Origin of the sequence: Micromonospora sp. NBC_01739, from assembly GCF_035920385.1 — a bacterium.
Lineage (GTDB): Bacteria > Actinomycetota > Actinomycetes > Mycobacteriales > Micromonosporaceae > Micromonospora.
Genome location: NZ_CP109151.1, coordinates 5,844,323 through 5,865,659, shown reverse-complemented (window position 1 = coordinate 5,865,659; position 21,337 = coordinate 5,844,323). Strand labels below are relative to the sequence as shown.

The 21,337-nt window shown below is 71.6% G+C and carries 20 protein-coding genes; 8 read left to right on the top strand and 12 right to left on the bottom strand.

The window, feature by feature from the left end:
- Positions 1-84: 84 nt before the first annotated feature.
- Both OIE53_RS26645 and OIE53_RS26640 read right to left on the bottom strand, forming a co-directional pair.
- Positions 85-630, bottom strand: a complete 546-nt coding sequence (locus tag OIE53_RS26645; protein ID WP_327024185.1) for a TIGR00730 family Rossman fold protein — start codon at positions 628-630, stop codon at positions 85-87.
- A gap of 4 nt (positions 631-634) precedes the next feature.
- A complete protein-coding gene (locus tag OIE53_RS26640; RefSeq protein WP_327024184.1) occupies positions 635-1,471 on the bottom strand; it encodes a TIGR00730 family Rossman fold protein in 837 nt (278 codons plus the stop codon).
- Positions 1,472-1,618: 147 nt separating this feature from the next.
- On the opposite strand from OIE53_RS26640, the gene OIE53_RS26635 reads away from it, so the two are divergent.
- Positions 1,619-1,765 carry a hypothetical protein gene (locus OIE53_RS26635; protein ID WP_327024183.1) on the top strand — a complete coding sequence of 49 codons (147 nt, stop codon included), beginning with the start codon at positions 1,619-1,621 and terminating at the stop codon, positions 1,763-1,765.
- 34 nt (positions 1,766-1,799) lie between these two features.
- Here OIE53_RS26635 and dapE read toward each other — a convergent pair whose 3' ends face one another.
- Positions 1,800-2,873 (bottom strand): succinyl-diaminopimelate desuccinylase, encoded by a 1,074-nt coding sequence (gene dapE, locus OIE53_RS26630; protein ID WP_327024182.1) that lies wholly within the window; start codon positions 2,871-2,873, stop codon positions 1,800-1,802.
- A gap of 136 nt (positions 2,874-3,009) precedes the next feature.
- Here dapE and dapD point away from each other — a divergent pair, with 136 nt between their 5' ends.
- The gene (gene dapD, locus OIE53_RS26625; RefSeq protein ID WP_327024181.1) at positions 3,010-3,969 is read left to right on the top strand and encodes a 2,3,4,5-tetrahydropyridine-2,6-dicarboxylate N-succinyltransferase; all 960 of its coding nucleotides are present in this window, start codon (positions 3,010-3,012) and stop codon (positions 3,967-3,969) included.
- Between the two features lie 108 nt (positions 3,970-4,077).
- Here the strand turns inward: dapD and OIE53_RS26620 are convergent, their stop codons facing one another.
- On the bottom strand, positions 4,078-7,410 hold the full coding sequence (locus OIE53_RS26620) for a S8 family serine peptidase (RefSeq protein ID WP_327024180.1): 3,333 nt from the start codon (positions 7,408-7,410) through the stop codon (positions 4,078-4,080).
- Positions 7,411-7,546: 136 nt separating this feature from the next.
- Between OIE53_RS26620 and OIE53_RS26615 the strand changes: the two genes are divergently transcribed.
- Complete coding sequence (locus tag OIE53_RS26615) at positions 7,547-8,104, top strand: sugar O-acetyltransferase (protein WP_327024179.1); 558 nt, start codon at positions 7,547-7,549, stop codon at positions 8,102-8,104.
- Positions 8,105-8,120: 16 nt separating this feature from the next.
- Here OIE53_RS26615 and OIE53_RS26610 read toward each other — a convergent pair whose 3' ends face one another.
- From OIE53_RS26610 to fdxA, 5 genes are read right to left on the bottom strand one after another with little or no spacing between them, the layout of a single operon-like run.
- On the bottom strand, positions 8,121-8,768 hold the full coding sequence (locus tag OIE53_RS26610; RefSeq protein ID WP_327024178.1) for a nucleoside/nucleotide kinase family protein: 648 nt from the start codon (positions 8,766-8,768) through the stop codon (positions 8,121-8,123).
- Positions 8,768-9,412, bottom strand: coding sequence for an SIMPL domain-containing protein (locus OIE53_RS26605; RefSeq protein ID WP_327024177.1), 645 nt, complete (start codon positions 9,410-9,412; stop codon positions 8,768-8,770). Before OIE53_RS26605 ends, OIE53_RS26610 begins: the two co-directional genes overlap by 1 nt.
- Before the next feature lie 43 nt (positions 9,413-9,455).
- Entirely contained in the window at positions 9,456-10,472 is a 1,017-nt protein-coding gene (locus OIE53_RS26600) for a prephenate dehydrogenase (RefSeq protein ID WP_327024176.1), read from the bottom strand.
- A 21-nt stretch (positions 10,473-10,493) separates the two neighbouring features.
- Positions 10,494-11,603 (bottom strand): succinyldiaminopimelate transaminase, encoded by a 1,110-nt coding sequence (gene dapC, locus OIE53_RS26595; protein ID WP_327027432.1) that lies wholly within the window; start codon positions 11,601-11,603, stop codon positions 10,494-10,496.
- On the bottom strand, positions 11,600-11,926 hold the full coding sequence (gene fdxA, locus OIE53_RS26590) for a ferredoxin (protein ID WP_007464872.1): 327 nt from the start codon (positions 11,924-11,926) through the stop codon (positions 11,600-11,602). The genes dapC and fdxA overlap by 4 nt, the downstream gene beginning before the upstream one ends.
- Before the next feature lie 79 nt (positions 11,927-12,005).
- Here fdxA and OIE53_RS26585 point away from each other — a divergent pair, with 79 nt between their 5' ends.
- The gene (locus OIE53_RS26585) at positions 12,006-13,055 is read left to right on the top strand and encodes a GNAT family N-acetyltransferase (RefSeq protein WP_327024175.1); all 1,050 of its coding nucleotides are present in this window, start codon (positions 12,006-12,008) and stop codon (positions 13,053-13,055) included.
- 130 nt (positions 13,056-13,185) lie between these two features.
- On the opposite strand, the gene OIE53_RS26580 is transcribed toward OIE53_RS26585, so the two are convergent.
- The 3 genes from OIE53_RS26580 to mshB all read right to left on the bottom strand — a co-directional run bounded on the left by OIE53_RS26580 (position 13,186) and on the right by mshB (position 15,096).
- Entirely contained in the window at positions 13,186-13,638 is a 453-nt protein-coding gene (locus tag OIE53_RS26580) for a hypothetical protein (protein WP_327024174.1), read from the bottom strand.
- Between the two features lie 76 nt (positions 13,639-13,714).
- Positions 13,715-14,155, bottom strand: coding sequence for a hypothetical protein (locus OIE53_RS26575; RefSeq protein ID WP_327027431.1), 441 nt, complete (start codon positions 14,153-14,155; stop codon positions 13,715-13,717).
- Between the two features lie 14 nt (positions 14,156-14,169).
- Positions 14,170-15,096 carry an N-acetyl-1-D-myo-inositol-2-amino-2-deoxy-alpha-D-glucopyranoside deacetylase gene (mshB, locus tag OIE53_RS26570; RefSeq protein WP_327024173.1) on the bottom strand — a complete coding sequence of 309 codons (927 nt, stop codon included), beginning with the start codon at positions 15,094-15,096 and terminating at the stop codon, positions 14,170-14,172.
- Between the two features lie 86 nt (positions 15,097-15,182).
- On the opposite strand from mshB, the gene OIE53_RS26565 reads away from it, so the two are divergent.
- The 4 genes from OIE53_RS26565 to OIE53_RS26550 all read left to right on the top strand — a co-directional run bounded on the left by OIE53_RS26565 (position 15,183) and on the right by OIE53_RS26550 (position 21,331).
- Positions 15,183-17,327 (top strand): S9 family peptidase, encoded by a 2,145-nt coding sequence (locus tag OIE53_RS26565; RefSeq protein WP_327024172.1) that lies wholly within the window; start codon positions 15,183-15,185, stop codon positions 17,325-17,327.
- A 93-nt stretch (positions 17,328-17,420) separates the two neighbouring features.
- Positions 17,421-18,857 (top strand): TldD/PmbA family protein, encoded by a 1,437-nt coding sequence (locus OIE53_RS26560; protein WP_327024171.1) that lies wholly within the window; start codon positions 17,421-17,423, stop codon positions 18,855-18,857.
- Positions 18,854-20,254, top strand: a complete 1,401-nt coding sequence (locus OIE53_RS26555) for a TldD/PmbA family protein (RefSeq protein WP_327024170.1) — start codon at positions 18,854-18,856, stop codon at positions 20,252-20,254. Before OIE53_RS26560 ends, OIE53_RS26555 begins: the two co-directional genes overlap by 4 nt.
- 270 nt (positions 20,255-20,524) lie before the next feature.
- Complete coding sequence (locus OIE53_RS26550; RefSeq protein ID WP_327024169.1) at positions 20,525-21,331, top strand: hypothetical protein; 807 nt, start codon at positions 20,525-20,527, stop codon at positions 21,329-21,331.
- The last annotated feature ends 6 nt before the right edge of the window (positions 21,332-21,337 follow it).

The window sequence follows — 21,337 nt, the reverse complement described above, 5'->3', positions numbered from 1 at the left end:
CCACTCGATCCCGGATCGAGCGCGATCTTGCTCCGCAACTCTCGGCGAGCAGCAGCAGTCGGGTGGGGTAGCACTAGGGGTGGGTCAGGTCAGGCGGGATTCGAGGGCGTCCAGGGCGGCGGGGATGGTGTCGACGAAGTGCAGCAGGTTGAGGCCGCCGGGTTTGAGGAAGCTCTGGGCGGTCAGGTCCCGCAGCCACCCCAGCAGTGGGCTGTAGAAGCCGTCCGTGTCGACCAGCACCATCGGCTTCTGGTGCAGGGCCAGGGTGGCCGTGGTCCAGACCTCGAAGAGCTCGTCGAGGGTGCCCAGCCCGCCCGGCAGGGTGAGGAAGGCGTCCGACTTCTCGATCATCACGATCTTCCGGCTGGCCATCGAGTCGGTGACCACCAGCTCGTCGGAGTCCAGGTCGGCGACCTCCAGGTCGACCAGCGCCTGGGGGATCACCCCGATCGTCCGACCACCGGCCGACCGGGCGCCGTCGACGAGGGCGCCCATCATCCCCACGCAGCCGCCGCCGCTGACCAGGGTGTGCCCACGTCGGGCGATCTCCGCCCCGGTGGCGGTGGCCAGGTCCAGCCAGCGTTGGTCGAGGGTACGGGAGGAGGCACAGAAAACGCAGATGGCGGCCACTCGTTCAGTGCTCCGACCCGGTGGCGGCCGCGTGCTGGTCGGCGGCGGCACGAGCCACCGCTTCCTCGCGTACGGCCTCCTGCTCCGTGCTGAGCGCGGCCTCGGCCTCCACGATGTGCCGCACCGCCGCGGCCACATCGTCGGTGACACAGATCAGGTCGAGGTCGACCGGGCCGATCTTGCCCTCCGCGGCCATGGTGTCGCGCAGCCAGTCCAGCAGCCCCTGCCAGTACGCGGTGCCCATCAGCACCACCGGGAATCGGGTGACCTTGCCGGTCTGCACCAGGGTGAGGGCCTCGAACAGTTCGTCCAGGGTGCCGAAGCCGCCGGGCAGCACCACGAACGCCTGGGCGTACTTGACGAACATGGTCTTGCGGGCGAAGAAGTAGCGGAAGTCGATCGCCAGGTCGACCCACTCGTTGAGGCCCTGCTCGAAGGGCAGCTCGATGCCGAGGCCCACGGAGCGTCCACCGGCCTCGCTGGCCCCCCGGTTTGCCGCCTCCATCACTCCCGGACCACCACCGGTGATCACCGCGTACCCGGCCCGGGCCAGTGCGGCGCCGAGCGCCTCCGCCATCTGGCACTCCGGGCTGTCCTGCTTGCTGCGGGCCGAGCCGAAGACGCTGACCGCCGGCGGCAGGTCGGCGAGCGTGTCGAAGCCCTCGACGAACTCGGAGAGGATGCGCAGCGCCCGCCAGGAGTCCCTGGTCCGCCAGTCGGCCCGGGCCCGCGAATCCAGCAGCCCCTGGTCGGCGGTGCTGTTGGGAATCGCCTGCCGGCGCATCGTCACGGCGCCGCGATGCCGCTCCCGTCCCGGGTCGCGCATGTTGCTCTGCTCCATGGGAGCAACCGTAGTGGAGCAGCGCCGCTGAACCCGGCAAACACTTCGTGATCTTGTGCAACCAAATCGCGTTGCCAGACGTCTTACTATTCACATACCGGGTATGCCCCCGGCGCGCGGCTTCCGGAGAGGAGACAACGCGTGATCATGAGCAACGAACGACTGCGACTCCGGCGACAGATGCAGCGGCGCATCCGCGACGTGGTGGCCGAGCGCCGCCGCGCCCGCCTGCTCGAAAAGGCTCCCGAGCCGGTCGCCGAGCCCACCGCCGATTCCCGACTCACCGTCGCCTGACGCAGACGGTCACCCGCCGTCTGCGTCAGGGCGCTCAGGTGGTGGCCAGCCAGCGACGCAGAGTCACCGCGCCCTCGCGGATCTTGCTGATCTCGACGTGCTCGTCCGGGTGGTGGGCCAGATTCGGGTCACCGGGACCGAAGTTGAGGGCCGGGATGCCCAGCGCCGCGAAGCGGGCCACGTCGGTCCAGCCCAGCTTGCCGATCGGAGCCGCACCCACCGCCGCCAGGAACTCCCGCGCGGGCGGGGCCTCCAGCCCCGGCAGGGCACCCTGGGCGCAGTCGGTCACCTGAAGCTCGTACCCGGCCAGCACCTCACGCAGGTGGGCCTCGGCCTCGGCCGGGGTACGGTCCGGAGCGAAGCGGTAGTTCACCTCGATCTCGCACCGGTCCGGCACCACATTGCCGGCCACCCCACCGTGGATCCGCACCGCGTTCATCCCCTCGCGGTACTCGCACCCGTCGATGGTCACCCGCCGGGCCTGGTACTCGGCGAGCCGGCGGAGCACCTCACCGGCGCCGTGCACCGCGTTCACCCCGTGCCAGGAGCGGGCCGAGTGGGCCCGGACCCCGGTGGTGACCACGGTGGCCCGCATCGTGCCCTGGCAACCGGCCTCCACCACCCCGTGGGTCGGCTCCAGCAGCAGGGCGAAATCGGCCGCCAGCCACTCCGGGTGCGCCTCGGCCACCAGGTGCAGCCCGTTGTACCGGGACTCGATCTCCTCCGCCTCGTAGAAGAAGTAGGTCACGTCGTATCGGGGCTCGGCCAGGGTCACCGCCAGGTGCAGGGCGAAGGCCACCCCGGACTTCATGTCCGAGGTACCGCAGCCGTACATCAGATCCCCACGCGTGGTCGACGGGAAGTTGTTGTTCAGCGGGACGGTGTCCAGGTGCCCGGCCAACACCACCCGGGAGCTGCGCCCCAGGTCGGTACGGGCCATCACGGTGTTGCCGTGCCGGTAGGTAGCCAGGTGCGGCACCCCCCGCAGCACCTGCTCGACACAGTCGGCGATGGCCTTCTCGTTGAGGGACACGGACTCGATGTCGACCAGGGCACGGGTCAGCGCCACCGGATCGGCGAGGACCTCGGGGGTGAGCGGGTTCTCCATGGTCCGCACGGTACCGTCACAACTGGCGACGGGGAGACGCGAGCCCGGCAGACCTGCGACCGAGCGCGGAAAAGTGAGCTTGCCGGTCCGCAGTCGCGAACAGCAGCCAGCACAGCAGGCAACGAGAGGTGAGTACGTGACGTCGACAGATTCCGCGTGGGGCATCGGCCTGTCCACCGTTACCGCCGATGACCAGGTGCTCGACACCTGGTACCCGACCGGCAAGCTGGGCCTGGGTGAGCTGCCGCTGGTGCCCGGCGAGGACGAGTCCGACGTACTGGACCTGCCGCCGGGTGCGCTCGGCGACCGGGCCCTGCCCGGTCTGCGTACCGTGCAGGTGGTCACCGTGATCGGCTCGCTGGCCGACCCGATCAAGGACACTGCCGACGCGTACCTGCGGCTGCACCTGCTCTCCCACCGCCTGGTGCAGCCCAACCAGCTCAACCTCGACGGCATCTTCGGCAAGCTGGCCAACGTGGCCTGGACCTCCGCCGGGCCCTGCCCTCCGGAGCGGGTAGACGAGCTGCGGGTGATCGAGCGGGCCGCCGGCCGCCACCTGGCCGTGTACGGGGTGGACAAGTTCCCCCGGATGACCGACTACGTGGTGCCTGCCGGGGTACGCATCGCCGACGCCGACCGGGTCCGCCTCGGCGCGCACCTGGCCTCCGGCACCACCGTCATGCACGAGGGCTTCGTCAACTTCAACGCCGGCACCCTCGGCACCTCGATGGTCGAGGGCCGGATCGTGCAGGGCGTGGTGGTCGGCGACGGTTCGGACATCGGCGGGGGGGCCTCCATCATGGGCACCCTCTCCGGTGGTGGCACCGACCGGGTGAGCATCGGCGAGCGCAGCCTGATCGGGGCGAACGCCGGGGTCGGCATCTCCCTGGGTGACGACTGCGTGGTCGAGGCCGGCTGCTACATCACCGCCGCCTCGAAGATCGCCCTGCCGGACGGCCGGGTGGTCAAGGCCCGCGAACTCTCCGGGGTCGACGGGCTGCGGTTCTGGCGCAACTCCGTCACCGGCGCCCTGGAGGCCCACCCGCGTTCCGGCCGGGGCATCGAACTCAACGCCGCCCTGCACGCCAACGACTGAGGTGTAAGGAGGGGCCCCTTCCTAACGCCTCGCGTATAGGAAGGGGCCCCTCTTAACGAACGCCTGCCCGGTGGGCCCGGCGCTGTGGCGCCGGGCCCACCGCGCGGTTCACCGCAGGCGGTACGCCTGGATGATCCGCTGGGTCACCGTACTGCCGGTGCTGTCCTGGGCGGTGGCCCGCAGGGAGACGTGGTCGGCACCCCGGGGGTGCTTCACCATGGCCTGCCAGCTACTGCCGGTCTTGACCACCTTCGCCTTCTGCCAGGTCTTCCCACCGTTGTAGGAGACCTCGACGTTCAGCGAGGTGGTCCGCCCGGCCGGTGCCCCGGGCTGACGCTGCACCTGGACCGGGATGACGAAGGCCCGGTTGGCCGGTGCGGAGTTGTGCGCGTCCAGCGGGGGCGCGAACCGGACCACACTGACCGGCAGCCGCGCGTACTCGTCGCCCCGGACATGTCCGGACCGGAAGGTCCACACCGCGCCGACCTCGGTGCTCAGGTCGGTGAAGCTGCGCTTGGCCGAGGTCTCCAGCCGGTAGTTCGCCGTACCGGGTGGCACCTCGAACTGCCCCCAGCCGGCCTCCTCGCTCTCCCCGACCAGCTTGCCGTTGCGATACAGCGCGGTGTGCCCGGCATCGATCAGCGTGCCACCAACGTGACCCGCCGCATCGTTGTGCAACCCCAGGGCCACCCCGATCACGTCACCCTGGCGGGTCACGCCGTCGTCCGGCCACCGCGGGGTCGAGAACGAGGGTCCGTAGGGTGCGGCGTTCCAGGTCTCCCGGTGATGCCGCCCGGCCCGGTACGCCGTCGGCTCCGACCAGAAGGCAGCCACCAGGTCCAGCCACGGCTGGTCCTCCACCGGAGTACCGAACGCCAGTTCGCCGAACCAGCGGACCTGCTTGGTGTTGTAGTACTCGACCCGCTGACCCGGCACCGCGACCCTCGTCACGGCCGCCCAGCCGCCCAGGTCGGGCTCGAACACCGGGTAGACGGCCCGCTCGGCCAGCGTCCCGGAATAGCCACCCTGGAACCGATGGGTGACCTTGGCCAGGTCGCTGTAGCGGTAGTGCTTGGTCACCCCGTTGGGCAGCCGGCCCGGGAAGGACTCGCCCAGCCCGTAGAAGTAGGTGCTGTTGTCCGCCTCCCAGTCGGTGAACTGACTAGACACCGAACTGACGAAACGGTCCGCCGGCACCGGTCGGCCGAGCTGCCCGATGGCGATACCGTCGAAGTTTTCGCCGAGCGCGCCGAAGCCGGCTGCGCCGAGGTCGCCGAGCAGGAAGGTCGCGTCGGCCACGGCCAGCGCCGATTTAGCCGAACGATCCGGCACGGTGAGTCGTACCGCGCCCGCCTTGCGCCCGTCGATGGTCACCGAGGTGTCCCGCTTCACCTCCAACTCCGGCCCGGCCAGCATCGTCACCTGTTCGTCCGCCTCGTCGAACAGGTAGCTGACGAGCCCGTACCGACCCTTGGGCACCCGGAGCTCCGAGGTACCCGACGGGTCATACGCGACGAACTCGTCGAAGTTCGCCAGCCCGAGCAGGAAGGTGAAGTGATCGCTTGCCACGGCACCGTCGCGACCCAGGTGCCGCAGGGTCACGTCGTAGCTCTCCACCTCCTTGTTGATCGCGAGCGGGGTGGTCACCACCGTGTCGCCGGAGCGGGCGAGCACCCGGCCGGTGTAGTGGCCGTCCGGGCTGTCGATGCTGGTGTCGGCCGTGACGGTGGCCGAGGCCGTACCGCCGGCCGGCACCACGACCTGCTGGGTGCTGAGCGAGAACATGCCGTCCGGGGCCGACTGCCCGCCGGGGCCGGTGGCCTGCACGGTGAGGTCCAGGGTGATCGCCGTACCGCCGGTGTTTCGCCAGCTCAGCTCGCGGGTGACCGGCTCGTCGTCGTCGTGCGGCCAGATGGTACGACCGAGCGAGACGCTGCTCGGTTCGCTGACCACCTGCTGGTTGATCGCCCGCGCCACGTCGACCCGGCCGGCCCCCTGCTGGTACGCGGTCAGATCCGGGTGCGGCTGGGCCGAGGCCATCAGCAGGGCCTTGAGCTGTGCCGCGGTCGCGTCGCCGCGCTGCTGGGCCAGCAGGGCCGCCGCCCCGGCGACGTGCGGTGCGGACATCGAGGTGCCGGAGAGCGTGACGTAGTGCTCCCCGACCGGATCGCCGAGCTCGGTGCCCGCGCCCCGGGCGGCGACGATGTCCACCCCGGGTGCGGTGATCTCCGGCTTCAGCCCGTCGTCACCGACGCGCGGGCCCTGGCTGGAGAAGTAGGCGAGTTCGTCGTCGCGGTCCACCGCGCCGACGGCCAGTGCGGCCTCCGCGCTGGCCGGCGAGCCCACGGTGCCGGCCCGGCCACTGTTGCCGGCCGAAATCACGAAGAGGGCGCCGGTCTGCTCGGTCAGGGTGTTGACCGCCTCCTCCAGGGGGTCGATCTCGGGGGTGTCCGACCCACCCAGGCTGATGTTGATCACATCGGCCTGCTGGTCGACCGCCGCCCAGTGCATGCCGGCCAGGATGGCCGAATCCGTGCAGCCGTACTCCTCACAGACCTTGCCGGACAGCAGGGTGGCGTCCGGGGCCACGCCACGGTTACGGCCGCCGGAGGCCGCCCCGCTGCCGGCGATGGTCGCCGCCACATGGGTGCCGTGCCCCACGATGTCGCCCGGGTTCTCCTCCTCGCTGAAGTTCTGCGCCTCGGCGACCCGCCCGACCAGGTCCGGGTGGGCGGCGTCGACACCGGTGTCCAGCACCGCCACCCGGACCCCCTGGCCGGTGTAACCGGCCTGGTGGGCGGCGGGGGCACCGATCTGCGGCACGCTGTGCTCCAGGGTCAGCTGCCGCTTGCCGTCGAGCCAGATCCGCTCGACACCCCCCGCATTGTCGAGCCGAGCGGCCGGGCCACCGGCGAGACTCGTCCAGAGCGCGGTGATCTCCCGCTTGTCGGCGGTGGCCGCGACCCCGCCGATGGCGGCCAGGTCGCGGGTGACGGTCACCCCCTCGGGTGCCGCGCTCCGCCGGGCCGCCCCTTGCTGGTGAGTCATCAGCAGGGGCAGGTTGTCCCGCCGGGCGTCGTCGTAGCCGGCCGCGATCAGCCCGGTCACGTCGAACAGCCGCCGGTCGACCCGGCCCTCGCGAACCAACGGCAGGGCGTCCTGCGGGATCACCCAGAGGTGGTCCCGCTGACGCTGGGTGATGAAGCGGATGCCGGACCGGCCCTCGGCCGGGCGTACGCTCGTCGCCCCGGCCTCGGTGACGGTCACCCGGTCACCGGTGATCAGGGTGACGGTCGACTGGCCCGGCGCGGCCGGCCGGGCGGTGACCTGGGGGGACTGCGGTGCGGCCGGCCCGGAGGGGGTGGCCGAGGCGGCGCCCGGCACGCCGAGCACCAGGACCATCCCCAGGCCGATGGCGGTCAGTTTGCTCCTTTGTTGCAACTGATCCTCCTTCTGTGAGCGTCTATCGATGTGAGTACATCGACACCACTAGGGTTGCATACTGAGTATGCAATGGGGAGTCAAGAATTCGACGAAGTTGAGTACTCAGGGTCTCCGGGAGGGTCACGATCAGCAGATGAGATCCATGAAGGAGCGGATGCTGGCCGGTGAGGCGTACCTCGCCGACGACCCGGAACTCATCGCCGAGCACCTGCACGCCCTGCGGCTACTGGAACGGTTCAACTCCGCCCCCGCCGACCAGCGCGAAGCCCGCCTGGCCGTGCTCCGCGACCTGCTCGGAGACCTCGGCGACCAGACCTCGATCCGCCCACCGTTCCACTGCGACTACGGCTACAACATCCGGATCGGGCCGCGCAGCTTCGTCAACTTCCAGTCGGTCTTCCTGGACCCCGCACCGATCACCCTCGGGGCCGACGTGCAGGTGGGCCCGAACGTCCAACTGCTCACCCCGACCCATCCGGTCGAGCCGGAGCAGCGCCGGGCCAAGTGGGAGGCGGCCCAGCCGATCACCATCGGGGACAACGTGTGGCTGGGGGGCGGGGCGATCGTCCTGGCCGGAGTGACCATCGGTGAGAACACGGTCATCGGTGCCGGTGCCGTGGTGACCCGGGACCTGCCGGCGAACGTGGTGGCCGTCGGAAATCCCGCCCGGCCGATACGCCAGATCGGCTGACCGCCCGGGGCTTACCTCATTCCGGTGGTGGCTCGGCCAGGCGTACCACCAGGTCGGCCCGGTCGGCGGTGCCGGCCACCAGGGCGGCGTTGACCTCGTCGCTGCCCAGCGCCCAGTCCTGGGCCTGCTCCGGCGAGCGTCCGTACGCGACATGCCGGGCGATCAGCCGGCGGTGCCGCAACTCGGTGTCCAGATCGAGGAACCACGCCTCGTGCAGCAACGAACGCAGCTCGTCCCAGGGCGGCTGCGGCACCAGCAGATAGTTGCCCTCGGTCACCACCAGCCGGACCTCCGGCGGCACCTCGATCGCCCCGGCTACCGGTTCCTCCAGCTCACGGCGAAACTCGGGCGCCCAGACGGAGGTCGGCTCCTTGCGTCTTAGCCGACGCAGCAGGGAGACGTACCCGTTGGCGTCGAAGGTGTCGATGGCACCCTTGCGCGAGGCCCGGCCCAGCCGGTCGAGCTCGGCCTGGGCCAGGTGGAAGCCGTCCATCGGCACCAGCCGGGCCACCGGGCCGAGGGCCGCCACCACCTGGGCGGCCAGGGTGGACTTGCCGACGCCGGGGGCACCGGTGATGCCGAGCAGTTGCCGAGGACCGGCGTCGGCCAGCCTGCCGGCCCGCGCCACCAGATCCTCGACGGCCAACACCTCGGCGGGGGGCATCAGGACAGGACCGGCCGGGTGATGTGGAACTGCGCCCGTACGGCGGCGTGCACCCCCTGGGGCTGGGGGTCGAAGTCCAGTTGCGGGGTGCCACCGGCGGACTCCCCGGTGTCGAAGGACATCCGCATCATCTGGGGCTGCACGCTGCCACCCTCGTCGGCCAGTTCGATCAGGTCGGTGACCTGGGCACCGAGGGCCTCCGCGTACTCCCGGGCCCGTTGCAGGGCGTCGGTGATGGCGTCGTGGCGGGCCTGGCGGTAGGTCGGGCTGTCCGGGCGCAGCGACCACCAGGGGCCGGCCACCTCGACCTGATCCTGGTCGGCCAGGCGCAGCATCAGCTCACCGAGGGCGGTGAAGTCGGTGACCGTCACCGTGGTCACCACGGAACCGTGCCAGGCCACCACCCGCTCGCCGGACCGTCGGGTCTCCGGCCGGACCCGCAGGTCACCGGTCTCCCGGCGGTCGATCGACGACTCGGCCGCATCCAGCAGCACCCGGATCGCGGCGGCCCGCTCGGCCAGCCGGGTCAGCACGACCTCCCGGTCGCGGTCCCGGGCCAGGGCGGTGACCGCGAATCGGGCGATCTCCGGGTCGACCTCGCGGTAGGCCTCGCCGCGTACCGTCACCACCGGTCCGTCCACCATGACCTCACCCTAACGGCGGGGCGGGCCGCACGCCCACCGATGCTCAGGCGGAGGCGGGGCGGTGGGTCCGGTAGGTCACCACCTCGTCGTCCACCCGGCAGCCGCTGAGATGCCCACCGGCCGCACCCAGGGCACACAACCAGGCCACCTCCTCGGCGGGGTCGCCCGCCATCGGAAACGACCGGTCCTGCTCGGCGTACGGCCGATCGGCCAAACTCCCACGGGCCGTTGCGGCCTCGGCGTACCGGGCGGTGAGCAGGTCGGGATCGTCCGCGCGCAGGGCCTCGGCCAGCTCGTCGAGATATCCCCGCACCCCGGTCAGCGCCGCCAACACCTCGTCGCGGTTGCCGCGCAACATGTTCGTCGTCCGCTGCGGCGGGGTGCCGGCCACCCGGGTACCGTCCCGGAAACTACCCGCCGCCAGGGCGAGCACCGCGTCGCGCAGCGGGGACCGCTCGGCCGCTCCCGCCAACGCCCCGGCGAGCAGATGGGGCACGTGGGAGGCGAGCGCGACCACGGCGTCGTGCCGATCCGCCGCCATCGGCACCACCCGGGCGGCGAAGACCTCCGTGATCAGGGCCACCAGCCGACGGAACCCGGCAAGCCCCTCGGCGGCCGGGCAGAGCACCCAGGCCGCACCGGCGAACAGGTCCGGCACGGCGGCCGACAGACCGGCCCGGTCGCTGCCGGCCATCGGATGACCGGGTACGAACCGGTGCGTCAGCCCCTGCGCCGTGGCGAACGCGGCCACCTGCCCCTTGGTGCTGCCGACATCGGTGAGCAGGCAGTCCTCGCCGGTCGCCGCGACGACCTCGACCAGGGTCGCCGGCAGGGTGGGCAGCGGCCCGCCGAGAAAGACCACCTCCCGGTCGGCCACCGCCTCGACCAACAGGTCAGCAGTGGGTACGCCGAGAGCCCGGGCCTTTCGGCGGGTGCCCTCGTCCGGATCCCAGCCGATCACCTCCAGCCCGGCGGCGTGCAGGCGCAGCAGCACCGAACCGCCGATCAGACCGGTGCCGAGCACGGCCACCCGGGGCCGCGCCTGTCTGCCGACCACCATCGCGTACCTCGGCGTCCCGGGTCAGACCTCGGCGAGACGGGCGGCCACCGCAGCGATCCGCTCGTCGGACTCCGTCAGGGCCGCCCGGACGTACCGGCGGGCACCCGGGCCGTAGAAGACACCGGCGGCGACCAGGATGCCCCGACGGGCCAGCCAGTCGACCGTGTCCCAGCAGTCCTCGTCCCGGGTCAGCCAGAGATAGAGCCCCGCCTCGGAGTGCTCCACCCGGAACCCGGCCTTCGTGAAGGCCGCCCACAGGATGTCGCGGCGGGCCCGGTAACGCTCCCGCTGCTCGTCGGCGTGCTGCTCGTCACCCAGGGCGGCCACCATCGCCGCCTGCACCGGCGCCGGCACGATCATGCCCGCGTGCTTGCGGACCTTCAGCAGCTCCGCCACCAGGGCCGGGTCACCCGCCACGAAGCCCGCCCGGTAGCCCGCGAGGTTGGACCGCTTGGACAGCGAGTGCACCGCCAGGACCGAGTCGTACGAGCCGCCGCAGACCTCCGGGGACAGCACCGACACCGGTTGCGCCGTCCACCCCAGGGGCAGGTAGCACTCGTCGCTGGCGACCACCGCGCCACGCTCCCGCGCCCAGTCGACCACCTTGCGCAGGTGGCTGGCGGGCAGCACCCGGCCGGTCGGGTTACTCGGCGAGTTCACCCAGACCAGGCCCACCCGGGAGGTCGGCCCGACCGCGGTCAGGGAATCCGCGCGTACCGTGGTGGCCCCCGCCAGCCGCGCCCCGTCCTCGTAGGTGGGGTAGGCGACCGAGGGCACCACCACGACGTCGCCCGGCCCCAGCCCCAGCAGGGTGGGCAACCAGGCCACCAGCTCCTTGGAGCCGACCGTGGGCAGCACACCGAGCCCGTCCACCCCGGCCCCGCAGGACCGGGCGACCCAGGCGGCGATCGCCTCCCGCAGCGCGACCGTGCCGGCCGTCAACGGGTAACCCGGAGCGTCGGCCGCGTCGGCCAGCGCCCGCTGGATCACCTCTGGTACCGGGTCGACCGGCGTACCCATGGACAGGTTGATCAACCCGTCCGGGTGCGCCGCGGCCAGCACGGCCGCGGCGTCCAGGGTGTCCCAGGTGAAGTCGGGAAGCCGTGACGAGACCGGCGCGGGCCGGCTCAGTGCCCCTCGCCGCGCGGCGGCTGCGCGGCGACGAAGGTGGCGTCCTTCTCCACCTTGCCGATCTTCGAGGCGCCCCCGGGGGAACCCAGGTCCTCGAAGAACTCGTAGTTGGCGCCGGTGTAGTCCTTCCACTGCTCCGGAACGTCGTCCTCGTAGAAGATCGCCTCTACCGGGCAGACAGGCTCACAGGCACCACAGTCGACGCACTCGTCGGGGTGGATGTAGAGCATCCGGTTGCCCTCGTAAATGCAGTCGACCGGGCATTCCTCGATGCATGCCTTGTCGAGCACATCCACGCACGGCTCGGCGATGATGTAGGTCACCGGTCTTCTCCTCCGCAAGACACGCCGCGATCACCCGCGACGCTAAGAGCCTAGTATCTCGTCGGGGAGGAGGTCGATCGTGCTCGGAGAGCAGGATTTAGGACACCGGATCGTGGTCCGGCGTGTCGTCGGCACCCGCGCCGGTCGTCCGGTTTACTCCGATGCGCTCGGCGAACTGGTCGAGGTGTCCGATTCCCACCTCACCCTCACCACCCGTACCGGACAGGTCCGGGTTCCGATCACCGAAGTGCACCGGGCCAAGCGGGTACCCCCGGCCCGACGTCCGGCCGCCGACGCCGTGATCGAACTAGAACTCGCCGCCGACGAGGCCTGGCCCGCACCGGTCCGCGTACGACTCGGTGACTGGCTGCTACGGGCCGCCGACGGCTGGACCGGCCGCGCCAACTCCGCCCTGCCGGTGGGCGACCCGGACCGCCCCCTGCCGGCCGCGCTGAACGAGGTAGAGCGCTGGTACGCCGCCCGGGGGCAGCCGCCGCTGGTCACCACTCCCCTGCCCCTGGCCGCCCCGGTCGGCGCCGAACTAGACCTACGCGGCTGGGGCAGCCGCCCGACCGTCCTGGTGCAGACCGTAGCCCTACCCCTCCTGACCACACCCCCCGAGACCGACCTGGACGCGATGCCACCTGAGGCCGAGCTGGGCGCGGTGTCGCGCGGGGCCGGCCTGGGCGCGGCGTCGTCGAAGCCGGGTGGGGCGGTGTCGGCGGCCGTGATCGAGCTTGCCGACGAGCCCTCCGAGCAGTGGCTGGCGGTGGCGGCCAGCCGCAAGGGCGGCCTACCGGAGGCCGGCCGGCACGTACTCACCGCCGTGGACCAGGTCCGCTTCGCCCACGCGTACGTCGACGGAGCCCTGGTGGCCGTCGGCCGAGGCACCGTGACCGGGCAGGGCCGCTGGCTGGGCCTCTCGTTGATCGAGGTACTACCCCCCGCCCGCGGCCAAGGCCACGCCACCGCCCTGACCCGAGCCCTGGGCCGCTGGGCCCAAGCCGCAGGCGCAACCCAAGCCTTCCTCCAGGTAGAGCAACACAACACCCCCGCAGTAACCCTCTACCGCAAACTAGGCTTCACCACCCACCACACCTACCGAACCCGCACCCCACCCACCCCCTAACCCCCTGCCCCCTTCGCCCTCGTTGATCATGAGGTTGGCGGCACCGTGGAGATCGACGACTGCCGCCAACCTCATGATCAACGGGGCGAATCAGGGAGTGGGGGTGGGTGAGAGGGGGTGGGGGTGGGGGTTAGCGGCGGGGTTTGGTGGGGGCGGATTGGGCCAGGCGTTGTAGGCGCTGGGAGCGGTAGTCGCGGCCCAGGGTGGTGAGGAGCAGGTGGCCGAGGATGGCACCGATGCTCGTGGCCAGCAGGTAGAGCAGGACCTGCCAGAAGAAGGTGGCGCTGCCGCTGCCGAAGGGGTTCTGGCCGACCAGCAGGGGTCCCACCAGCATGGTCAGGGCAAGCGCCATGCCGATCGCGGCGGCGACCTCGGCGCCCCACTGCGCCGGTGGGCGGGACTGCCCCCAGGCGATGGCGGTTCCGGCCAGGATCAAGCCGATCACCACGAACATCCCGAGGGTCACCCGGTCGGCGGCCGCCTCGTCACCGTCGAAGCCGAACCGGATGATCAACCGGGCGACCACGTTGACTGCGAACAGCGCGATCGTGAGTACTCCGACCGCGCGCCACCGCTGACCCATCGCACGCCTCCCGCCGTACCGTCCGCCTCGTGGCGGACTCTTGGCAGGAATATCTACCACTCCGGCGGTGCCGCCGTCAGTAGCGACCGGGTCTGGGGGGCCCGGCGACGATCGACCGGAAGGCCGTCACCGCGAAGGCCATCGCCCCGACCACCACCAGGGCCAGCCCCACCCAGTTGCCGATCAGCAGCACGTCACCCTCAGCGGTCCGGTCGGCGGCAGCGATCATGATCACCACCCAGGGCAGGGCCGGCAGGGCCACCGCCCAGCGCCGGCCGACCGTCTCGATGGCGAACCAGCTCAGCGCGATGTTCACCACCACGGCCACCAGCGCCGCCACCCCGATCAGGTAGCCACCGACCCGCAACGGCGCCAGCAGCAGCTCCAGCACCGCGGTCACCGCACCGGCGACCACGGCCACCAGCCCGCCGGTCACCCGCAGCCCCATGTCGAGGACACGCCGCACCCCGGCCGCCCTGGGCGGCGGCGGGAGCTGCTCCTGCGGGGCGACCGACATCGCGGCGGACGAGCTCACCGTTGACCGGCCGAGAGGACCGCCGACGGCTGCGGACTCCCACCCAGGTCCAGCCCGGCGAACAGGTCCGACTCCCAACCGTACGGGCCGCTGCCCGGCCCCTTGGTGCCGACCGCGAGGGTGAAGTACTCCACTCCCATGAACTCGGCACCGAAGTTGCCGGCGATCGAGTAGAGCCAGGAGTTGGCCGGGATCTGGGTGGCGTGCGCCCGCATCGCGGCCTCCTTGGCCGCGTGCTGCTCGGTGGCGTCGATCCGCGCCGCGATCTGCGGGTCCGGGGTGCAGAAGGGCAGCTCCGTGGCGTCCGTGATGCCGGCGAAGGGGTTGTCCGAGGCCTCCTCGAAGTGCGTCATCCCCGCCTCCAGGACACTCTGCGGCATCGCCGTCCAGTAGACCTTCGCCGGGCCGATGCCCTCCCCCGCGGCCAGCTCGACCGCCCGGATCGTCACCCGGTGCGCCTGGATGTGGTCCGGGTGGCCGTAGAACCCATTGTCGTCGTAGGTGATGACCACCTGCGGGCGGATCTCCCGGATGACCTCCAGCAGATAGCCGGCGGCCTCGTCGAGGTCGGCCTGCCAGAAGGCGCGCGGGTTGGCGTTGGTGGGCAGGCCCATCATGCCGGAGTCCCGGTAGCGACCCGCCCCGCCGAGGAACCGGTGGTCGGTGACGCCGAGTTCGGCGCAGGCGGCGGCCAGTTCGGCGATCCGGTACCCGCCGAGTTGATCCGCCTCGGCGGCGGCCAGCCCGGCCAGTTCCGGGACGTGGATCTCACCCTCCTCACCCAGGGTGCAGGTGACCAGGGTGACGTGGGCACCCTCGGCGGCGTAGTAGGCCATCGTCGAACCGGTGCCGATGGTCTCGTCGTCGGGATGCGCGTGGACCAGCAACAGGCGGCGGTCGGGCAGCGTCGTCACGACGGTCACTCTAACCGGCGGTTTGTCCGCGCCGGTCCGTACGCGTCCCCGCAGGTCGCTCACATTGCACTGGCCGCGGGCCTACCATCTGGCCTGTGGACTTTCCCGAGCTGGCCGCCCGCACCCGCAGGTTCAGCCACGGGGCGCCGCGCGCGGTCACCGTGGCCGGCGACGGAGCCCGGGTGGTCTTCCTGCGCTCCAGCGGCCCACAGGATCCGGCCGACGCGCTGTGGCAACTGGACGTCGCCAGCGGCGAGGAGTGGTTGGTCGCCTGCCCGCTCACCCTGCTCGGGGCGGACGCCGACCCCGCCGCGCTGAGCCCCGGGGAACGGGCCCGCCGCGAACGGATGCGGCTGTCCGCCTCCGGCATCGGGTCGTACGCCCTGGATTCCGCCGGTCGGGTGGCGGTGTTCGCGCTGGCCGGTCGGCTGTTCCGGGCCGACCTGGTGCACGGCGACGTGATCGAGGTGCCGGTGGCCGGGCCGGTCCTCGACCCCCGGCCCGATCCGACCGGCCAACGGCTGGCGTACGTCACCGACACGGCCGAGGGGGTACGCCGGGGGCAGTTGCGGGTGGTCGACGGCGACGGCACCGACAGCATCCTCGCCGGTGAGGACTCCGGGGTGGTCTGGGGACTGGCCGAGCACATCGCCGCGGAGGAGTTCCACCGGTACCGGGGCTACTGGTGGGCGCCGGACGGTCGTTCCGTGCTGGCGGCCCGGGTCGACGAGACCCGACTGCCCCGCTGGCACCTGCACGACCCCGCCCAGCCGGCCAGCCCACCGGAGAGTGTCGCGTACCCGGTGGCGGGTGGCCCGAACGCCGAGGTCAGCCTGCACCTGCTCGACCTCGACGGGGGTTGGGTGGATGTGCACTGGGACCGGGAGACCTACCCGTACCTGACCGCGGTGCACTGGGCCGAGGGCGCTCCGCTGATCACCGTGCTGCGCCGTTCCCAACAGCACGGGCTGGTGCTGGCCATCGACCCGCGTACCGGGGAGACCCAGGTGCACGCCGAGTTGGCCGACCCCCGCTGGGTGGAGCCGATCGCGGGCACCCCGGCCCACCTGCCCGACGGGCGGGTGCTGGTCGGCGGCGAACTGGCCCACGACGGGTACGACGCCCGCTGCCTCTTCGCCGACGGCACCCTGCTGACCCCACCCTCGCTGTACGTACGCCGGGTGGTCGGTCGGCTGGCCACGGTCAGCGGCCCGGCGGACCTGCTGGTGGAGGCCAGTGACGGGGAGCCGAGCGAGCAGCACCTGTTCCGGGTGCGTACCAGCATCGGCGGCGGGGTGGACGCCCGCCGGTTGACCGCCGACTCGGGCTGGCACACCGCCGCGGTCGGCGGGGAGGTACTGGTCATCGGCACCGCCTCGCTGGACCATCCCGGCATCCGCTGGACCGTACGCCAGGGCGACCGGGAGGTGGCCACCCTGCGGTCGCTGGCCGCCACCCCGTCGTACGCCCCGCTGCCCCTGCTGGAGCGGGTGACCGACCGGCGGCTGCCCTCGGCGGTGCTCTACCCGGAGAACTACGTCACCGGCCGACGGCTGCCGGTGCTGCTGGACATCTACGGCGGGCCGGGCCACCAGGAGGTGGTGGCCGCGCGATCGGCCTGGCTGGAACGACAGTGGTGGGCCGACGCCGGCTTCGCGGTAGTCGTGATCGACAACCGGGGCACCCCGGGCATCGCGCCCTCCTACGAGAAGGCCATCCACCGGCGGGTCGCGGACGTGATCCTCGCCGACCAGGTGGATGCGCTGCACGCCCTGGCCGACAAGCATCCCGACCTGGACCTGGATCGGGTGGCGGTACGCGGCTGGTCCTTCGGCGGGTGGCTGGCCGGGCTGGCGGTGCTGCGCCACCCGGAGCTGTTCAAGTGCGGGATCGCCGGTGCCCCGGTCACCGACTGGGCCCTCTACGACACCGCGTACAGCGAGCGCTACCTGGGGATGCCGGACGACGGCCTGGACGTGTACGCCCACCACTCGCTGGTCGACCTGGCCGCCGAGCCGGTCACCGACCCGGCGCAGGCCCGCCCCTTGCTGCTGGTGCACGGCATGGTCGACGACAACGTGGTGGCCGCCCACACCCTGCGCCTGTCGGCGGCGCTGCTGGCCGCCGGCCGGCCGCACTCGGTGATCCCCCTGACCGGCGCGACCCACATGGCCGCCGGTGGCCTCTCCGAACGCCTCCTCCGCCTGGAACTCGACTTCCTCCGCACCCACCTGATGTAAGGAAGGGCACCCTATTAACGCCTGCGGTAGAGCAGGGGTCCCCGGTTAACAAACCGGTCAGCGGTCGTCGGTGGGCTCGCCTAGGGTCGGCCCATGAGCGAGTTCGAGGTGGCGACCGCGGCCGTGCAGGCCGCCCTGGACGCGGGCGCCAGGTACGCCGACGCCCGGGTGATGCACCGGCGCTACGAGTCGATGTCCGCTCGCAACGGCGAGATCGAGGCGCTGACCCAGGACGAGAGCCTCGGGTTGGGCGTACGGGCGCTCGTCGGGGCGAGCTGGGGCTTCCACGCCGTACCGGAGTTGTCCGACCGGGCCGCCCGCGAGGCCGGCCACCGGGCCGCCCGGACCGCCGCCGCCAGCGGCCTGGTCCCCGGCCCCCCGGTCGACCTGGTCCCGGTCACACCCACCACCGCCAGCTGGTCGTCACCGTACGATGTGGACCCGCTAGCGGTCTCCCTGGCCACCAAGGGTGACCTGCTGGTGGCCGCCACCGCCACGGCGGTCGACCACGGGGCCGACCTCGCCGAGGGGCTCTACCAGATCTGGGACACCACGAAGTGGTTCGTCTCCAGCGAGGGCCACCGCATCGACCAGCACATCCGGGAATGCGGCGGCGGCATCTCGGCCACCGCCATCGGCGACCGCGAGACCCAACGCCGATCCTGGCCCAGCTACCGAGGGCAGTACGGCACCACCGGCTGGGAGCTGGTCGACTCGCTGGACCTGACCGCCCACGCGGCGCGCATCGCGGAGGAGTCGCGGGAGTTGTTGACCGCGCCGCTGTGCCCGGCCGGGGAGACCGACCTGATCCTCGGCGGCGAGCAGCTTGCGTTGCAGATCCACGAGTCCGTCGGACACGCCATCGAACTGGACCGCATCCTCGGCTGGGAGGCCGCCTTCGCCGGTACCTCCTGGCTGGACCTGGCCCAGCTCGGCTCGCTGCGCTACGGCTCGGAGCTGATGAACATCACCATCGACCCGACCATCCCGGGCGCGCTGGGCAGCTTCGGCTACGACGACGAGGGCTCCCCGGCGGTCAGACGCGACGCGGTACGCGCCGGGCGGTGGGTGGGGGTGCTGGCCGGGCGGGATTCGGCCGCCGTCGCGGGCCTGGACTACGGCGGCAGCGTACGCGCCGACGGCTGGGCCCGGCTGCCGATGGTCCGGATGACTAATGTCGGCCTGGAGCCGGGCCCGCACACCCTGGAGGAGATCATCGCCGCCACGGAGGAGGGGGTGCTGATGGACATCAACCGGTCCTGGTCGATCGACGACAAACGGCTGAACTTCCAGTTCGGCTGCGAGATCGGGTGGGAGATCCGCAAGGGCCGGCGCGGGCGGATGCTGCGTAACCCCACCTACACCGGCATCGGGCCGCTGTTCTGGCGCTCGATGGACATGCTCTCCTCCGAGATCGTCTCCTGGGGCACCCCCAACTGCGGCAAGGGCCAGCCCGGTCAGATCGGGCACACCGGTCACCCGGCCGCCCCGGCCCGCTTCCGCAACGTCCGGGTAGGAGTTCACGCGTGAGCAGTGAGTTGGGGCTGGCCGGGCAGGTGGTGGAGTTGGTCGGCCGGCTCGGGGGTGTGGGTGCGCAGGCCGAGGTGACGGTCAGCCGGGGTGAGCTGGCGTTGACCCGGTTCGCCAACTCGGCGATCCACCAGAACGTCGCCGAGTCCGCCGTGGAGGTCCGGCTGCGGGTCCACCTGGATGGTCGTACCGTCGCCGGTAGCGGCACCACGGCCACCCCGGAGAACCTGCGCGCTCTGGTGGAACGGGTGCTGGCGGCGGCCCGGTTCGCCCCCCGGGATCCGGCCTGGCCGGGGCTGACCGCACCGCAGCCGGTGGCGGCCCCGCTGCCGTGGGACGCGGCCACCGCGCAGGCCGGGCCAGATGACCGGGCGGCGCTGGTCCGGGCCTTCGTCGACGCGGCCGGTGGCCTGGAGACCGCCGGCTACTGCCGGACGGCGGTACGGACGGTGGCGTTCGCGAACTCGGCCGGTCAGGCGGTGCAGGGCCGCACGGTCGAGGCGGCGATGGACGGGATCGCCCGGGCCGACGGCGCCGACGGCACGGCCCGCGACTGTGCCCAGCGGCTGACCGACCTGGACGCCGCCGAGTTGGGGCGCCGAGCCGCCGCCAAGGCCCGTGCCGGAACCGACCCGATCGAGTTGCCGCCCGGACGGTATCCGGTGGTGCTGGAACCGGCCGCCGTGGCCGACCTGCTGCAGAATTTCTCCTGGTACGGCTTCAACGGCAGGCAGTACGCCGAGGGGCAGTCCTTCGCCGAGCCCGGGGTGGCCCAGTTCGATTCGGCGGTGACCCTGGTCGACGATCCGCTCGGTGCCGCCGGGCTGCCGTTCGATCTGGAGGGTACGCCGACGTACACCCTGCCCCTGGTGGAGGCGGGCGTCACCCGGGCGGTGGTGCACGACCGGCGCAGCGCCGCCGAGGTGGGCGGCGAGTCCACCGGGCACGCCTGGACCGGCAGCAGCACGATCGGCCCGGTCCCGCGTAACCTGCGCCTCGCTCCAGCCACGACGACCACGGACACCCCAGGCGTCCCGACAACCGCCGCAGGAACAGCCGGGGCGGTGGCCGATGCGGACACTGCCGCCCTGGTCTCCCGGATGTCACGCGGGCTGCTGGTCAGCGACCTGTGGTACACCCGGGTACTCGACCCGAAGAGTCTGGTGATCACGGGACTGACCCGCAACGGGGTGTGGCTGGTCGAGGATGGGCAGGTCACCCGCGCGGTGCGCGATCTGCGGTTCACCGAGTCGTACCCCCGGGCTCTGGGGCCGGGTGGGGTGCTGGAGCTGGGGCGGCGGGCGGTCCGGCAGCCGGGTCGGTGGGACGGGGTCTGGTGGGAGGCGCCCGCCCTGCGGCTGGCCGCATGGAACTTCACCGGAGGAGCGTCCGGCTGACCAGCCATCGGCCACTGGTCGATCTTTTTCGGACGCTCGCATATTGATCATGGCGAGAGGGTTTCCAAAGAGCGGGACACACGGGACACTGCCTTGCGCGGACGGCCCGCCTAGATCGGCGTAACGTGTGTCACTTAGCTGCTCCGGTACGCCCGGCGCGGTCGTTGGTGTGCGCATGACGTGGCAAACGGAGTCGGCAACGCCGATCCGGGTGCCGACCGGGAAGTGTTCCGCCGCCCGTGAGAGGGCCCCGTCAGGGAGACGACACGAATGACATCATCGGCAACGAAGCTGCGGGGGGCGCGCGCCCGCGCCGCCATCGCGGCGAAGACGTTGCGTACGGACCGTTGGTGGATCGCCCCGCTGATCACGGTCATCGGCCTGAGCGCATGGGTGGCGTACGCAACCGTCCGGGTCTTCATGCACAAGTGGTACTGGGTCGAGCAATACCACTACCTGACCCCGTTCTACTCCCCCTGCGTGACCGACCGGTGCATTCCGGAGGCCTCCCACTTCGGGCAGTACCTACCCGGCTGGTGGATCATCCCGGACGCCGCCTTCACCCTGCCGTTCCTGCTGCTGTTCCGGCTGACCTGCTACTACTACCGCAAGGCGTACTACCGGTCGTTCTGGCTCTCGCCGCCGGCCTGCGCGGTGCCGGACGGCCACGCCTCCTACGGCGGTGAGACCCGTTTCCCGCTGATCGTGCAGAACTCGCACCGGTACTTCTTCTACTTCGCCGCGATCATCTCGCTGATCAACACCTGGGACGCCATCGCCGCCTTCCACAGCCCGGAGGGCTTCGGGTTCGGCCTGGGCAACCTGATCCTGCTCGGCAACGTGATCATGCTGTGGGCGTACACCATCTCCTGCCACTCCTGCCGGCACATCATCGGTGGCCGGTTGAAGCACTTCTCCAAGCATCCGGTCCGGTACCGGGCCTGGGGCTACGTCTCCTGGCTGAACGTCCGGCACATGCAGCTCGCCTGGATCACCCTCGGCACGTTGGCGCTGACCGACTTCTACGTCATGTCCGTCGCCGCCGGGTGGATCTCCGACCTGCGGTTCATCAACTAGGGGCCC